Origin of the sequence: Sulfuricurvum kujiense DSM 16994 (assembly GCF_000183725.1) — a bacterium.
Taxonomy (GTDB): Bacteria; Campylobacterota; Campylobacteria; order Campylobacterales; family Sulfurimonadaceae; genus Sulfuricurvum; species Sulfuricurvum kujiense.
The window spans coordinates 1435161-1450153 of sequence record NC_014762.1 but is presented as its reverse complement, the minus strand read 5'-3'; the positions used below and the strand labels follow the sequence as shown (position 1 = coordinate 1450153).

Annotated in this window: 16 protein-coding genes; all 16 read left to right on the top strand. The window is 44.7% G+C overall.

The genetic code is table 11. The annotated features are described in order from the left end of the window. Positions 1–3 precede the first annotated feature (3 nt). The 16 genes from ilvA to mrdA all read left to right on the top strand — a co-directional run bounded on the left by ilvA (position 4) and on the right by mrdA (position 14992). Positions 4–1215: a threonine ammonia-lyase gene (ilvA, locus tag SULKU_RS07245; protein ID WP_013460298.1), complete on the top strand. Its 1212-nt coding sequence runs from the start codon at positions 4–6 to the stop codon at positions 1213–1215. Between the two features lie 11 nt (positions 1216–1226). After that, complete coding sequence (locus SULKU_RS07240) at positions 1227–3356, top strand: WD40 repeat domain-containing protein (protein WP_013460297.1); 2130 nt, start codon at positions 1227–1229, stop codon at positions 3354–3356. Continuing rightward, entirely contained in the window at positions 3356–4237 is an 882-nt protein-coding gene (locus tag SULKU_RS07235) for a Ppx/GppA phosphatase family protein (RefSeq protein ID WP_013460296.1), read from the top strand. Before SULKU_RS07240 ends, SULKU_RS07235 begins: the two co-directional genes overlap by 1 nt. A 60-nt stretch (positions 4238–4297) precedes the next feature. Next, on the top strand, positions 4298–5152 hold the full coding sequence (locus SULKU_RS07230) for an NAD(+)/NADH kinase (protein WP_013460295.1): 855 nt from the start codon (positions 4298–4300) through the stop codon (positions 5150–5152). A 100-nt stretch (positions 5153–5252) separates the two neighbouring features. Then, the gene (locus SULKU_RS07225) at positions 5253–6794 is read left to right on the top strand and encodes an AAA family ATPase (RefSeq protein ID WP_013460294.1); all 1542 of its coding nucleotides are present in this window, start codon (positions 5253–5255) and stop codon (positions 6792–6794) included. After that, positions 6791–7567: a TatD family hydrolase gene (locus SULKU_RS07220; RefSeq protein ID WP_013460293.1), complete on the top strand. Its 777-nt coding sequence runs from the start codon at positions 6791–6793 to the stop codon at positions 7565–7567. The genes SULKU_RS07225 and SULKU_RS07220 overlap by 4 nt, the downstream gene beginning before the upstream one ends. A 15-nt stretch (positions 7568–7582) precedes the next feature. Continuing rightward, on the top strand, positions 7583–8803 hold the full coding sequence (locus SULKU_RS07215) for a lytic transglycosylase domain-containing protein (RefSeq protein WP_013460292.1): 1221 nt from the start codon (positions 7583–7585) through the stop codon (positions 8801–8803). Positions 8804–8846: 43 nt separating this feature from the next. Then, entirely contained in the window at positions 8847–9602 is a 756-nt protein-coding gene (locus SULKU_RS07210) for a septal ring lytic transglycosylase RlpA family protein (protein WP_013460291.1), read from the top strand. Position 9603: 1 nt separating this feature from the next. Continuing rightward, on the top strand, positions 9604–10176 hold the full coding sequence (hisB, locus tag SULKU_RS07205; protein ID WP_013460290.1) for an imidazoleglycerol-phosphate dehydratase HisB: 573 nt from the start codon (positions 9604–9606) through the stop codon (positions 10174–10176). Continuing rightward, positions 10173–10664 carry a KdsC family phosphatase gene (locus SULKU_RS07200; RefSeq protein WP_013460289.1) on the top strand — a complete coding sequence of 164 codons (492 nt, stop codon included), beginning with the start codon at positions 10173–10175 and terminating at the stop codon, positions 10662–10664. The genes hisB and SULKU_RS07200 overlap by 4 nt, the downstream gene beginning before the upstream one ends. Next, positions 10665–11174 carry an LPS export ABC transporter periplasmic protein LptC gene (gene lptC, locus SULKU_RS07195; protein ID WP_013460288.1) on the top strand — a complete coding sequence of 170 codons (510 nt, stop codon included), beginning with the start codon at positions 10665–10667 and terminating at the stop codon, positions 11172–11174. A 12-nt stretch (positions 11175–11186) separates the two neighbouring features. Next, on the top strand, positions 11187–11678 hold the full coding sequence (gene lptA / locus SULKU_RS07190) for a lipopolysaccharide transport periplasmic protein LptA (RefSeq protein ID WP_013460287.1): 492 nt from the start codon (positions 11187–11189) through the stop codon (positions 11676–11678). Beyond that, positions 11675–12286 (top strand): ribosome biogenesis GTP-binding protein YihA/YsxC, encoded by a 612-nt coding sequence (gene yihA / locus SULKU_RS07185; RefSeq protein WP_013460286.1) that lies wholly within the window; start codon positions 11675–11677, stop codon positions 12284–12286. Before lptA ends, yihA begins: the two co-directional genes overlap by 4 nt. Next, a complete protein-coding gene (locus tag SULKU_RS07180; RefSeq protein ID WP_013460285.1) occupies positions 12283–12744 on the top strand; it encodes an N-acetyltransferase in 462 nt (153 codons plus the stop codon). Before yihA ends, SULKU_RS07180 begins: the two co-directional genes overlap by 4 nt. Then, positions 12711–13166, top strand: coding sequence for a hypothetical protein (locus tag SULKU_RS07175; protein WP_013460284.1), 456 nt, complete (start codon positions 12711–12713; stop codon positions 13164–13166). Before SULKU_RS07180 ends, SULKU_RS07175 begins: the two co-directional genes overlap by 34 nt. Next, a complete protein-coding gene (mrdA, locus tag SULKU_RS07170) occupies positions 13163–14992 on the top strand; it encodes a penicillin-binding protein 2 (RefSeq protein WP_013460283.1) in 1830 nt (609 codons plus the stop codon). Before SULKU_RS07175 ends, mrdA begins: the two co-directional genes overlap by 4 nt. Position 14993 lies beyond the last annotated feature (1 nt).

Genomic DNA, 14993 nt, shown 5'->3' with positions numbered 1-14993 from the left:
AGCTTGATCGATTTAAAAACAATATATGAAGCGCATGAACGCATCAAAAATGTGATCACAGAAACACCGTTTGCCCATGCCCCGAGACTTAGTCAGGAATCGGGATGCAATGTCTATCTGAAAAAAGAGAATCTCCAGGTTACCGGTGCTTTTAAAATCAGGGGTGCCTACAATAAAATCGCATCGCTGAGTGATGAAGAGCGTTCTCGCGGAGTCATCGCGGCCAGTGCGGGAAATCATGCCCAGGGTGTTGCTATGGCGGCCCAAATATTTGGGACACGTGCCCTTATCGTCATGCCGGAGTCGACTCCGCTGACGAAGATTAACGGGGTCAGCTATTACGGTGCGGAGGTTATTTTAGCGGGGAGCAATTACGATGAAGCCTATGCATACGCGGCTCGTTACGGGGAAGAGCACGGAATGGTGTTCGTTCATCCGTTCGCCGATGAAGCGGTTATGGCGGGGCAGGGGACCATTGCGATCGAAATGATCGAATCGATGAATGACATGGATGCGATTGTGATCCCTGTCGGCGGCGGCGGACTCATATCCGGTATGGCATCGGCGATCAAAGCACTTGCCCCTCATATCCGTGTAGTCGGTGTCGGTGCGGTAGGCGCACCGGCAATGCGCGAATCGTATGATGCTAAGCAGGCGATTGACAGTACCAGTGTCCGTACGATTGCGGACGGAATCGCTGTGAGGGATACGTCTCCGATAACCTTGTCTCATATTCTTGAAACGGTAGATGAGTTTGTCAGTGTCGATGATGAAGAGATCGCCAATGCGATTTTATTTCTTCTTGAGAAGCAAAAACTTGTGGTTGAAGGGGCCGGGGCCGTCGGTGTCGCCGCATTGCTGCATCATAAATTGGATCATTTCCGTAATAAAAAAGTGGGAGTCGTCCTCAGCGGCGGCAATATGGATGTGACGCTTCTCTCCGTTATTATCGAAAAGGGTCTGATCAAATCGGGTCGTAAGATGAAACTGACCGTAACGCTGATCGATAAGCCGGGTGCATTGATGCAGCTGACCCGTATGCTGCAAGATTTAAATGCCAATATCGTTCATATCGCATACGATAGAACTTCGACAACTTTGGCGTACGGTGATGCCAACGTTATGATCCATTTGGAAACAAAAGGCTCAGAACATCAGTCCCAAATTCGTGCTTTGCTCAAAGAACACCGTTATCTCAGCAGCGAAGAGCACTAAAAAGAAATGATATGGATGTTTTAAAATCATTAAATTTTAAAGATCCCATTCTTTTTATTAAAACGCTGAGCACCGGAAATTTGGGTATCGTCGACACCCAAAACACTCTCCGTATTATCGATACGTCGCTTTATGTCGTTATTGACGGCTTTAAAACCAATATTACCCATGGACGGCATCTCAGCAGTTATGTCGATATGACCCATGACGGGGAATATATGGTTTCGACCGATACGGATAAAAATCAAGCCGTCATTTTTAGTTTATCCAAGCGAAAACAAATTTATAAAGTCGGTTCTCATGACGGTGAAGTCGAAAGTGTCGGTATGGATCCGAACGGTCGGTATTTTGTCACATCCGGCCAAGACGGCAAGTCGTTTGCCTGGGTTCTTAAAACTTCCCGTCTGGCGTTTTCGCTTCCGCCTCATGCCGACTTTGTCAGTGCGGTCACCTTTAACGACGACGGACAATGGATCGCAACCGGAAGCTACGACAAATCAATAAATTTACTGAATATCGCGACGATGAATGAGGCCATGAGGCTGCGCGGACACGCCGATATGGTCAAAGAAATTGTATTTATGCCGGAAGCGAAACTTCTTTCGCTCGATCGCAGCGGCGGAATAATATTATGGGATATGAGCGACGGGAAGCTGATAAAACGGCTCCCGAAACTGGCGGATGAAGTCAGTTGTGTTTGTGTAAGTTCAAATAAGCATTTCCTTTTTGTCGGGACGAAGCAGGGGTATGTGGCGCTTTATGATTTGCATACGGCGGAGATGGTTTCAAAACGGTTTATTAAAATATCCGAGGAAATATCCTCCCTCGCTTTCATGAACAATCCTGAGCGTTTGGCTATCGGTACCCTAAAGGGGAATGTTTATGTCTATTCGCTGTTCGGTGATGAAGAGGGATATTTGCAGATGCTTTTAGATGGGCAATACAAAGCATTTTATGACGCTCTTGAAGATAATCCGATGCTGCTTTATTCCAAAGCATATGAATTGGCTGAAAAAAGCTGGATGTACGCCATCGAAAAAGGTCGTGCGTATCTGGAAGAAAATGAATCCGAAAATGCGAAAGAGCTATTTGCCCCTTTCATGGGAATTCCGAAAAAAACGGCCGTAATCAATCAGATGCTCAGTGCGTATGAAAAATTCGGAATGTTTCAAAACTACATTAAAATAGGACGTCTTCCTCTAGCCTATTCGTTAGCCAAGCAATATCCCGTGTTTCAGGAGTCGGAACACTATCGCAAGATGGAATTGCAATGGAAAAAGATTTTTTTCAAAGCGCAAGAGCTGATTTTAGCTCCGAACGGGGAGGAACAAGCACGAGCGTTACTGGCTCCCTATCGCGGTATTTCGGATAAAACGATGCTGATACAGCAGCTGTTTGAACAGCGTAAAATGTATTTGTACATGAAGAAGATCCTTTCTCAAAACGATTACGTCAAGTTTTTCGGACTCATAAAAATGTACCCGTTTTTGAAAGAATTTTCTGAGTATGCATCGACAATGGAATATGGGGATATTCTTTATATACAGACGCAAAAAGCATATGCGAAAGGTGACTTTGCGACGGTACGCAAAGCATGCAAAATTCTGATCTCTTTTCCGGATTATGCCAAAGAGGCTCAGGAAATGGACGATACGATCCGTATTAAACATCTCTTTTTCCAGGCGATTGCCGCAAATGATCTCTCCAATGCGTTTTCTTATCTCAGTTCCTATCCGCTCCTGTATGAGCTTCCGGAAGCTCAGTTGATCGAGCGCCAATGGAACGCTATTACCGATAATGCGCAACGATTCGCTTCGACAGGAAGCGTGCAGGAAACTTTGGCGGTTTTTGAACCTTATTTCGGAATACGTGATAAATTTAGAGCGATGGGAGGGGTAATGGCACAAGCGTATTGTGTACAGCTGGAGCAAAAAATACAGTTCAAAGCTCCTCAGGAAAATATCGAATACGGTATTCGTCAGTACATCTCCATATTCGGATTGGACGAAGGGATTCGAAGCGTAAATAATTATTTTAAATTGCTGTATGAATCGCCACTGGATATTGAGACATTCGAGCAAGCTCCATCCGTGTTGTGGACACCCGCCATGCGGATTGATGATATTACGGTAATAGCTTAATGGTAGCGATAGACCTAGGTTCCAATACAATCCGTTTTATCGAATTTGACGGAGAGAGATGGGGCAAAAGCTTTGAAAAGATCGTGCGTACCGCCGAGGGGCTTTATGAAACCGGAGTCATCGGCGAAAAGGCAATCAATAGGATTATCGATGCTATTAATGAGGCAGGAACACAAATAGATCTTTCGGAACAAAGCATTGCGGGGTATACCACGGCTGCGATGAGACTCGCCAACAACAGTACAGCCGTATTACAAAGGATAAAAGAGGAAACGGGTATCTCTTTTGCCATCATCGATGCGCAAAAAGAAGCCGCCCTTACCCTGAATGCCGTCCATATTCGCCTGAGCAAACTGGGGATTACACCTTCATCGTTTATTCTCGCCGATATCGGAGGCGGTTCTACCGAACTGATACGCTACGAGAATGGGGCGGTTCAATCGGAAAGTATCAATATGGGGATTGTTACCCTCTCGGAGAGTTCTATCGGTTCAAACCTATTGGAAGAAAAAATTTCTCAGTTTAAGTGCAAGGTAAGCGAGTCGCTCAGCACGAAAATAGCTGAGACGCTAGTCCTCACGGCCGGTACGCCGACTACCATCGCAGCTTATCTCAACGGGATGGATTATCAGAATTATGATCCGGACAAAATCAACGGAACCCTTTTGCGGTTAGAAGATTGTTTTCGCGTTTATGATGAACTCTTAGCGATGGATGAAGTAACTCGTACGCGCTATGTAGGCGTCGGGCGAGAAAATCTCATTATGGCCGGAATCTTAATGGTAACGGCGATTTATGAGGCTTCAGGGCATGAGGAAGCGCTAATCATTGATGACGGATTGCGTGAGGGCATCGCATTGGAATATTTCAAATTGCACTAAAATTTTGACCTGAACGGGAAGTTAGCTATAATAAAAAACAAAGAAAAAAGGGGCGAAATATTGAAATTAACTAATATTAAACGTGTCGGAATGCTTCTTCGCCCCTCGACTCCGGAACTCAAAGAGATGTTTTTTGAAGCGAAACGGATATTCGAATCGCGCGGGATCGAAGTCATCATCGATAACATCAGCGGCGGTATGATTGATGTCATGGGGCAGCCGTTTGAGATGTTGTGTCAAAACAGCGACTTTCTGGTTACCATCGGCGGTGACGGTACCCTTATCTCCGCCGTTCGCCGCTCATACCGCTATCAGCTTCCCGTATTAGGGATACATGCGGGTAAACTCGGCTTTTTAGCCGATCTTGATTTTGCCGAGCTTGAAATTTTTGTGGATAAGATGCTTGCAGGTGAATACCGCATCGATCAACGGGCTGTTTTGCAAGCTACCATTACATCCCCTAACGGCCAAAGCGAAATCTTTGCTTTCAACGATATCGTCCTTACCCGTCCCTCCATTGCGAAGATGATTCGTTTGGAAACTTTTGTCGACGGCCGAAGCTTTAACACCTACTACGGAGACGGTGTCGTAATCTCTACTCCTACCGGCTCTACGGCCTATAACCTTTCTGCCGGCGGACCGGTACTTTTTCCTCTGACACAGGTTTTTGCACTGACGCCTATCTGCCCCCATTCATTGACACAGCGTCCCGTTGTTCTGCCGGGACATTTTGAAATTGAGATGAAAACTCCCGATGCCAGTGCTTTGGTGATTGTTGACGGGCAGGATCTGGTTGAAATCAGTGACAGCGATACGGTTCATATCAAACTTGCATCGGGCGCGGCGCAGTTGATCCATCGAAAAGAGTTTAACTATTTTGAAGTTCTAAAAGAGAAATTAGGGTGGGGGAATTAATGACAAAATTACGCAAGCGTAATTGGGCACTCTGCCGAAGAGAACTAAGCGTTAGCGTAGCCAAAGGGGGCTTTGCTCCCTTGGCGTATAGGATGTAATTATGATAGAGCGATTCTATTTAAAAGAATTTTTAACCTTTAAAGAGGCGGATTTGGAGTTTCATCCCGGGCTTGTCGTTTTTACGGGACCGAGCGGGAGCGGTAAATCGATTTTAATGCGTTCTATTTTGGCTTCGGTCGGATTGGACAACGTCGACGCGCACATCTGCGAATCAAGCGTTGCCTGGGATATCGATGAAGAACTCTACGGCATTCAAAATGAATCAACGAATATTTTTCGCCATGTCAAAAAAGAGAAGACCCGCTATTTTATTAATAACCAGAGTACTTCAAAAAGTTCAATGGAGTCGATAAGCTCACTCTATCTGCGTCATTTAAGTCTCAAAGACTACAGTGACTTTGAACCCTCATCGCTGCTTAGTCTTATCGATGCACGTATCGGAATCAAATCTCCTGATCATCTAAGAATTCTGGACGAGCATAAAAACAATTACTCTGCGTACAAATCTCTCACGGATCAGCTAAAAGCGATAGAAGAACAAGAAAAAAACTTATCTGACCTCAAAGAGTTTGCCCAATTTGAGATCGGCAAGATCGATGCTATAAAACCTCGAATCGGTGAAGATGAAGAGCTGAATTTAATCAAAAAACAGCTCTCCAAAAAAGAGAAAATAGAATCGGCTATATCTGCGGCACAAGCAATTTTTTCTTATGAATCATCGGTAAGCTCCGCTTTGGGTCTGCTGGAAGCCGACAGTGCCTTTTTTGATGATGCGATGAATGAGCTGCGAAGCGTTTTTGAGAGTGCCTCTGAACGTCTCGATGAACTTGAAGAGGTTTCGATCGAGTCCGTACTTGATCGGATTGAACAGATTTCAGAACTTAAACGCCGTTACGGGGGAGTTGAAGAAGCATTGCTTTACAGAGATCAGAAGATGCGGGAACTTGAATCGTATGAGACGATTGAACACTCCAAAGATGATTTGGTCAAAAAGATTGAATCTCTTAAAGGTGCATTGGACAAATCTGCCAAAATACTCTCTTTAAACCGACAAGCTATTCTCAATGAAGCTGTTAATTCATTAAATTCGTATCTGGGTATGCTTTATTTACGCGAAGCAACGTTAGAGATTGAGGATTCCCCTTTAAGTGCGACAGGATGTGATAAAGCGATTTTGGGTTTAGAAGGGACAAAACTCGATAAATTGAGTTCGGGTGAGTTTAACCGTCTGCGCTTGGCATTATTGGCTATGGGCGTTGAAAGTATGAAAGGCAACGGCGGAGTATTGATGCTTGATGAGATCGACGCCAATTTGAGCGGGGAGGAATCGATGAGCGTTGCGAAGGTATTGCGTCATCTTTCATCTCGCTATCAGATTTTTGTCATTTCCCATCAGCCTCAGCTCACTTCGATGGGGCAGCAGCATTTTTTAATCTACAAAGAGGATGAGAGCCGTGTGCGGGAACTGAATGATAATGAGCGGATCGAGGAGATTGCCCGTATCATCAGCGGTGAAAGTGTCACTGCGGAAGCCCTGGGATTTGCCAGAGATTTATTTGAACGTTCCCGAGGAATAGCATGATTATAGATACCCATGTCCATTTGGATGATGAACGCTACAGAGAGGATTTCGATGCTATGATGGCACGTGCCCGCGAAGCGGGAGTGGAAGCGTTTATTATCCCCGGAGCACATCCGGGAACCTTGGAAAGAGCCGTAGAGATTTGCGAAAACTATAACGATGTCTATTTTGCGATAGGCGTTCACCCTTATGATATGGAGCATATCGAATCGGTTGATTTTGAAGAATATGCGGCCCACCCGAAATGTGTGGCGATCGGAGAATGCGGTTTGGATTATTTCAGACTTGAAGGCTCCGATGAAGAGAAACATGCGGAAAAGAGTCGGCAAGATGAAGTATTCCGTTTTCATATCCGATTTGCCAAAAAGGTCAAAAAGCCTCTCATCGTCCACATACGCGATGCCAGCCATGATGCCAAAATGATATTGCTGGAAGAGGGGGCAGGGGAAGTCGGCGGAGTGCTCCACTGCTATAACGCAGATGATGAGCTTTTGTCTCTTTCCAAAGAGGGGTTTTATTTCGGCATCGGCGGAGTCCTTACGTTTCAAAATGCCAAAAAGCTGGTCAATGTTCTTCCCCGCATCCCTCAGGAAAAACTGCTGATTGAAACGGACGGTCCCTACCTTACCCCGCACCCCCACCGCGGGAGCCGGAATGAACCTTCATACACCCGTTTGGTTGCGGACAAGATGGGTGATTTACTGGGTTTAAGCAGAGAAACGATCGAATCACTGACGACACGAAACGCAAAAACTTTATTCGGCATAGGATAGCGTTATGGAGGGGATATGAAGCATTTATTAGCATCGATACTGGTTATCCCCCTATGGCTTTTAGGGTCAGGATTTGACCCGACAGATCCTAAAAAAATAGAAGTTCTTAGCCACTTCGATATCCCCGCTTCCTATTTAAAAGACCCTTACCTGCACGATATGTACGATCAGAAAAAACGCGAATGTACCCTCCAAGGCTTTGCCGATACCTCTGAGAACAGCGATGTTTTTATTCCGATGCTCTCATCGCTCATAGCCCAATCGGATTTGCCGAGCGAATTTTTATTTGTGGTACTGGTTGAATCACAATTGGAAGGGAGCGCTACCTCCTCACGGGGTGCTGCAGGATTATGGCAGTTTATGGAGGGAACCGGAAAACTTCAGGGATTGCAGATTGACCAGTTTGTAGATGAGCGGCGCGATCATATCAAATCTACCCGTGCCGCTATCGCTTATCTGAGCGGCTTGAAAAAGCAGTTCGGTAAATGGTATTTGGCGCTTATCGCCTACAATTGCGGTGACGGGAGGCTCAGCCGTGCTATCGCCAAAGCCGGAACCAGCGATATCAGGGTATTAACCGATCCGAAGCGTGCCTATCTGCCGCCTGAGAGCCGAAAATATATCCGAAAAGTTATCGCTTTATCTTTGCTGGCGACGGATGACGTTTTTATATCGAAGATGCAATATGACACGTTTGCCAACACTCAGCAGGAGAGCCCGATCGCTACGGTCTATCTTCCGGAGGGGGAAAACCTCGATCGGATCGCAGCGGTGCTGGAGATGCCAAAAAAGAAACTGGTGGTACTGAATACCCATCTGAAAAAAGGGATTACACCGCCGAACGAGCAATCCTATCCCGTTTACATACCGCAAAATAAACTGGATGAATTTCGTAAAAAATACCGTACAAAAGAGCTAAAAGGGTATTTCGTTCTGGACCCTGCAAAATCAGGAGAGACACTGGAACAGCTCTCAAAACGGTACAACGTTCCTAAAACAGCCATTATGATGGAAAATATGATCGGAACCGATGACGGACGAAATCTTAACCGCCGTGTCAAAATACCGATCAATAAGCCGTTCTTGACAAATCCACGGCTTCACAAAGCAAAATCGGGTGAAACCCTCGCTTCAGTCGCAAAATTGTATAATATAAAACTTGAACAGTTAAAATTAAAAAACCCGTTTATTACAAGTATACTGTATGAGGGAGAGGAAGTAAAAATAGGTGATTAGAGTATTTTTAACATTTTTATTGGTTTTATTTAGCGGATGTACGATGAAAAGCGGTTCTTATTCGTACCACCCGGCCAAATCGTCTCAAAAATATCCTTCAGAAAAACTTGCAATGAGCTCATCCAATGTTTTCAAAAAAAACGGCGATCTTCAAGCCACCATGCGCCCCTATACCGTTATGGGAAAAAAGTATTATCCGACCGTTGTTCACGTCGGAGATACGTTTAACGGAAGAGCAAGCTGGTACGGACCGGATTTTCACGGTAAATCTACCTCCAACGGCGAAGCGTATGATATGTATGCTATGACGGCTGCACATAAAACACTGCCGATGAATACGGTGGTCAGAGTTACCAATACCGAAAATAACGCCCAAACGATTGTTCGGATCAATGACCGGGGGCCGTTCGTAGAGAGCCGGATTATTGATCTCTCCTATGCGGCAGCCGATCAGATCGGTCTTGCAAAAAAAGGGACGGCGTTTGTGACTTTGGAAGTACTTGGGTTTGAGCCGGGTTCTATGCGCACCATCAATATGGCTCAGCTCTCATCCGGTCCTCAACAATCGGTGCTCAATACTTTTTATGTTCAAATAGGTTCGTTCTCACGCTTTCAAGGGGCAAAATATACCAAAGAAAAATATGCCTCATTTCACGGGTACTCTGCAATTATTAAAGATACAGAGTATAATAACAAACGACTATTTCGTGTATGGCTGAGCGGATTTAAAAGTGAAGCCGAAGCTCGCGATTTCATTTCACGGGGCTACTTTCAGGGCTCTTTTATCATAGGGGAATAACATGATCCAAAAAAAACGTCAAACTAAAGAAACCGATATCGACTTGTCATTAAGAATTGCCGGAGAGGGCAAAAGTACGATATCGACCAAAGTAGGTTTTTTGGATCATATGCTGGAAAGTTTTGCCAAACATGCCCAAATCGATTTAACGGTCACCTGTGACGGGGATATTCATATTGACGATCACCATAGCGTAGAAGATATCGGTATCGTTTTAGGACAAGCACTCCGTGAGGCTATTTACCCGATTGAAAAAGTGGAACGTTTCGGAAGTGCCACCGTCGTTATGGATGAAGCTGCTGTGACCTGTGATTTGGATTTGAGTAATCGGCCGTTTCTCGTTTATGATGTCCCGGTGTCGGGAAAAATCGGCAGCTTCGATACTGAACTGGCCGAAGAGTTTTTTCGTGCCGTTGTCTTTAATGCCGGAATTACGGCACATATCGTCATGGTTCGCGGTAAAAACAAGCATCATATTATCGAAGCGGCGTTTAAATCGCTCGCCGTCGCGCTTCGCCGCGCTTTGGCACATAATGACAGAGCAGGTGTCCCGAGTACCAAAGGTGTTTTATGATCAAATTGTTGATTCTGGATGTCGACGGTTGTATGAGTGACGGCAAGATAATCTATACTGCCGATGGTCTGGAACTAAAAAATTTCAATGTAAAAGACGGTTTTGCGATCAAGGCATGGGTAAAGATGGGGCATCGTGCCGCAATCATTACCGGACGAGATTCAAGCATCGTTGAACATCGAGCAAAAGAGCTTGATATAGCCCATTTGTATCAGGGGGTCAAGGATAAACGTTCCGTCGCAATGAACATGTGTTCAGAGCTCGGCATCGAGCCGCATGAAGTAGCGGTGATCGGTGACGATTTGAACGACTATAATCTAATGCAATGGGCGGGGTTGGCTTATACTCCGAGAGACGGTTCTGATTATCTCAAGACATTTGCCGAAGTGCTGGACCGCTGCGGAGGCGATGCTTGCGTCCGGGAAATGATCGAAAAAGTGATCCGTCGCAACGGCGAAGAAGAAAAATTTTTGGCGCTTTGGATTTAAATGTCGATCAATCTGTTTTTTGTTTTTTTGTTGGGCCTGCTGATAGGGATGTACAGCTATTTTACCCCCGATTATAAAGCTTTGCAAGACAACCGTAATATCCCGAAAATTGAGTTAAGCGATTTTACCTTATATGAAATTTCCCATAAAAGGATTGAACATGTCCTGGAAGGGAAAGAGGGGAAAAAGTTTGACAACTATTATGTGATAACATCAGCAAAATTTGGCGATAATACGAAAAATCTATTTCAAACCATACGCTCTGATAACGCCGATTATCGAAATGACATTATCAAAGTTGACGGGAATGTCCATTATGCCCGCGAAGACGGGCTTGAATTTCGATCAAATGAGGGTATTTATAATACCGAAGAGTCTTTGATTCAGACAAAAGGTCCGTTTGTAATTACACAGAATGCGAATCGTATCGACGGTACGGCATTGAATTACAACACAGAAGAAGATACCGTATCCGCGAACAAAATCCGCGGCAGTTACCAAATAAAATAGGAATATACATTCATGATACCAAAACTGCTATTTATAGTTCCTCTCTTTTTCGCACTCTCATGGGGTGAAGAGCTTAAGGTTGTTTCTGACAATTTCAAAGGGGACCAACAAAAAGGGATTTCCGTATTTACCGGTGATGTGAAATTGACCAAAGGATCGGATGAATTGAACGCATCTAAAGTGACGATTTTCACGGACAAAGACAAAAAGCCGGTTAAATATGTTGCGGAAGGCGATGTCTCTTTTTACATCGTGACGGAAATGAAAGAGAGATACAAAGGAAAATCCCAAGTCGCAATCTATTTTCCGAATGAGAATGAATACCATTTTTCTAAAAAAGTCGATTTGATCCGAATTGATGATTACCGGCGTGTTAAAGGGGATAAAGTCATCGTTAACACGGTCTACGGACAAGCTTCTGCCGAGAGTGCCAATAATGAGCCGGTCGTTATGACGTTCACCCTTCAAGAGAAAAAATCAAAAGCCAAAAGTTCGACTAAATGATAGAGATTATTGATTCTTCTTTTGTAACGTCGGCACCGAATATCCGGTTGACGCCGGAGAATGAGTACCAAAACGAAGTCGCTTTTATGGCCAGGTCCAATACCGGGAAAAGTTCGTTGCTCAATACGTTGACCAAACGCAAATCACTCGCAAAGGTTTCGGCGACGCCGGGGAAAACGCGATTGATCAACTATTTTGACGTAGTGTTCGCCGATCGGGAGACCAATGAGCGCCTCAGTGCAAAATTTGTCGACTTGCCGGGTTTCGGATACGCTAAGGTAGCCAAATCGCTCAAAACCGATTGGGAGAGCAATCTTACAGGTTTTATCGCCGAACGCAAGCAGATCCGTATTTTTGTCCATCTTATCGATTGCCGTCATCCCGATTTGGAAATCGACCGTTCGGTAGACGCGTATTTGCATGAAATTTGTTCTCCGGATCAGGTTATCGTGACTATTTTTACCAAAATCGACAAGCTGAACCAAAAAGAGCTTTCTGAACTTAAAAAAAGGTTTCCCGGAGCCATTATGGTTTCGAATACAAAACGCCGCGGTGTCGATGCGATCGTCGAGCACCTTTACCGTCTGCTGAAAAGTGACGAGCAATGAATATCACCTATAAAAAACCAACATTGCTTGATATTCCCGCCATGCAGCAGCTGGTTGCTCCTGAAATCGAAAGCGGGGTTATTTTGCCACGCAGCAATGATGAAATCGCTACCAATATCCGATCGTATTTTTTGGCACTGGACGGTGAAAAGCTGGTAGGATTCGTAGCTTTGCATATACACTCTCCGGCATTGGCGGAACTGCGATCGATGATTATAGACACGGCGTACCGCGGTCGTAATATCGGTACTACCTTGGTTGAAAATGCGTGCGAAGAGGGGCGCCGTTTAGGTCTTAAAGAGGTTCTGGCTCTAACGTATCAGCAACGTTTTTTTGAAAGATTGGGGTTTGTCGAAATTCCCAAAGAGTCAATCCCGGAACACAAAATCTGGGCTGATTGTATTAAATGTAAACACTTTCCGGTATGCAACGAAGTTTCTCTTATCAAAACGTTATAAGCCGGCTGCTTTTAGTCGTTCTTTTCGTTTTTTATATCAGCCTAAGCAGCATGTACTTGCTGATGCCCCCTTTGCTGGCCGTCCTTTTTTTTCTTTATTATGACGCGCTAAGCAAACATGACCTTTTTTCTTTGGTCACCGTTGCGGTGATGCTGCTGATTTTTGAAGCTGAAAAAGGGTTTTGGTTCGGCAGTACACTTGTGTTTTTTACGGTTATAACGCAGTATATGCTGCCGAAAGTCGAACAGACTATCCGATGTAAAATTTGTCTTGCGGCAGTTTTGGTCGCTCTGGCCTATCCCGGATATTGGATGTTTATGTGGTTTGTAAATCAAGTATTGATGTTGAGCCCGCCGGTCATTGATTGGCATATGTGGCTTTATATGATTATAGAATTTTTGATCGTTTCGGTATTTATATGAAAATTAAAATATTATTGTCCATCTTTATCATCGTTTGGATCGGATTGATAGTAAGGGTATTTCACCTTGCCGTTCAGTTTAACGAATATTATGAAAACCTTTCTGAGAACAACAGTATCAAATCTGAGCTCTCCGCACCGGTACGGGGTGAAATCCTCGATCGTAACAAAGAGCCGGTGGCGATTAATGAACTGGGCTTTAAAATAGCATTTGCACCTCATTTGACAAAAGGAAAAGACAGCTCTCGGCTGGATGCTGAAATTTCCTATCTGGTATCGATGATTCCGACACTGGATGCGAAAAAAATAGCAAAAACCTATAAGATGCAAGATTCGTATTACAATCATGCTTATATCGATGTCGTCGATTTTGTTCCCCATGAGACAATCATCCCGATTTATGCATTGATGAATCTGCGTGATTCGATTAAAATTTCCCCATCACCGAAACGGCTTTATCCTTATGGTCTTATCGGAGCACATCTTATCGGATACGTCGCAAAAGCCAATCAAAAAGAGATTGATGCCGACCCGTCATTGCAGCTGTTGGGACATGTGGGGAAAAACGGTATTGAAAAATATTACAACAAATACTTGCAAGGTGTTGCAGGAGAACGACGTATTAAAGTCAATGCGCACAATGTCGAAATTGAAGAGTTGGGACGAAGTGCGACACAGGAAAACCATAATCTTGTATTGAATCTCGATATGAACCTTCAAAGCTTCATTACACAGGCATTTGAAACCAAAGTGGGAGCTATTATCGTTATGGATATCCACGGTGCGATTTATGCCGCCGGAAGCTATCCTGAATACGATATCAACCGGTTTGTCTCCGGAATCAGTTCGGAAGAGTGGAACGCACTGATGAGCAGTGTCGATTCACCTTTTACGAACAAATTGATCAACGGACTTTATCCTCCCGGATCGACGATTAAAAATAATATGGGGTTGATCTACATCAACTCCGGGGTATGGAACGAATATACGACGATCAACAGTACCGGATCGATGCGATTAGGGAATCGGACGTTTCGCGACTGGAAAAAGAACGGACACGGTCCTACGAACATTACTAAAGCTATCGTAGAGAGCTGTGATGATTATTTTTACCAAGGATCCTTGCAAGTCGGAATCGATCGGATGAGCAACGGATTGATGCGGATGGGATTGGGCAAAAAAACCGGCATCGATTTGCCGAATGAATTTATCGGGACCGTACCGAGCCGTACCTGGAAACGTGAAAAATTCCATAAACCGTGGTATCAGGGCGAAACGCTCAATACGTCCATCGGGCAGGGTGATATGCTGGTTACGCCGATGCAGATTGCACAGCAAACCGCATTAATGGCGACCGGAATGCTGCCGATTCCCCATATAGCCAAAATGATCGGCAATGCTCCGTATACTCCTGCCCCGTTGGATGTTTTGACCCCTGCGGAAAAACAAAAGCTCCCTATTATCCAACAGGCAATGCGCGGCGTATGTAATGATCCGGGAGGTACGGCAAAAGCGTATGTTTATACCCGCTTTCCGATTGCCGGAAAAACGGGTACTGCACAGACGACCGGGATTTCCCAAACGGTCAAAGAACGTCAAAAAGAGTATTCGATGGATTATTTTAAACGTTCGCATGCATGGTTTACAACCTACGGACCGGCCGATAATCCGCAGTTTGTTGTAACGGTCATGGTAGAGCACGGAGGACACGGAGGAGAAGCGACGGGGGGAATCGTATCATCCATCTATAATAAGCTTGATGATTTAGGCTATATCAAAAAGAACCTGCCGACGGAAGCGCCAACGACTCCGTTGAAGAATCCGTAAA

Coding starts and splice junctions, on each gene's coding strand:
- SULKU_RS07240 (WP_013460297.1), top strand. CDS start 1,227: ATGGATGTTTTAAAATCATTAAATTTTAAAGATCCCATTCTTTTTATT.
- SULKU_RS07235 (WP_013460296.1), top strand. CDS start 3,356: ATGGTAGCGATAGACCTAGGTTCCAATACAATCCGTTTTATCGAATTT.
- SULKU_RS07225 (WP_013460294.1), top strand. CDS start 5,253: ATGATAGAGCGATTCTATTTAAAAGAATTTTTAACCTTTAAAGAGGCG.
- SULKU_RS07220 (WP_013460293.1), top strand. CDS start 6,791: ATGATTATAGATACCCATGTCCATTTGGATGATGAACGCTACAGAGAG.
- SULKU_RS07215 (WP_013460292.1), top strand. CDS start 7,583: ATGAAGCATTTATTAGCATCGATACTGGTTATCCCCCTATGGCTTTTA.
- SULKU_RS07210 (WP_013460291.1), top strand. CDS start 8,847: ATGAAAAGCGGTTCTTATTCGTACCACCCGGCCAAATCGTCTCAAAAA.
- hisB (WP_013460290.1), top strand. CDS start 9,604: ATGATCCAAAAAAAACGTCAAACTAAAGAAACCGATATCGACTTGTCA.
- SULKU_RS07200 (WP_013460289.1), top strand. CDS start 10,173: ATGATCAAATTGTTGATTCTGGATGTCGACGGTTGTATGAGTGACGGC.
- lptC (WP_013460288.1), top strand. CDS start 10,665: ATGTCGATCAATCTGTTTTTTGTTTTTTTGTTGGGCCTGCTGATAGGG.
- lptA (WP_013460287.1), top strand. CDS start 11,187: ATGATACCAAAACTGCTATTTATAGTTCCTCTCTTTTTCGCACTCTCA.
- yihA (WP_013460286.1), top strand. CDS start 11,675: ATGATAGAGATTATTGATTCTTCTTTTGTAACGTCGGCACCGAATATC.
- SULKU_RS07180 (WP_013460285.1), top strand. CDS start 12,283: ATGAATATCACCTATAAAAAACCAACATTGCTTGATATTCCCGCCATG.
- SULKU_RS07175 (WP_013460284.1), top strand. CDS start 12,711: ATGCAACGAAGTTTCTCTTATCAAAACGTTATAAGCCGGCTGCTTTTA.
- mrdA (WP_013460283.1), top strand. CDS start 13,163: ATGAAAATTAAAATATTATTGTCCATCTTTATCATCGTTTGGATCGGA.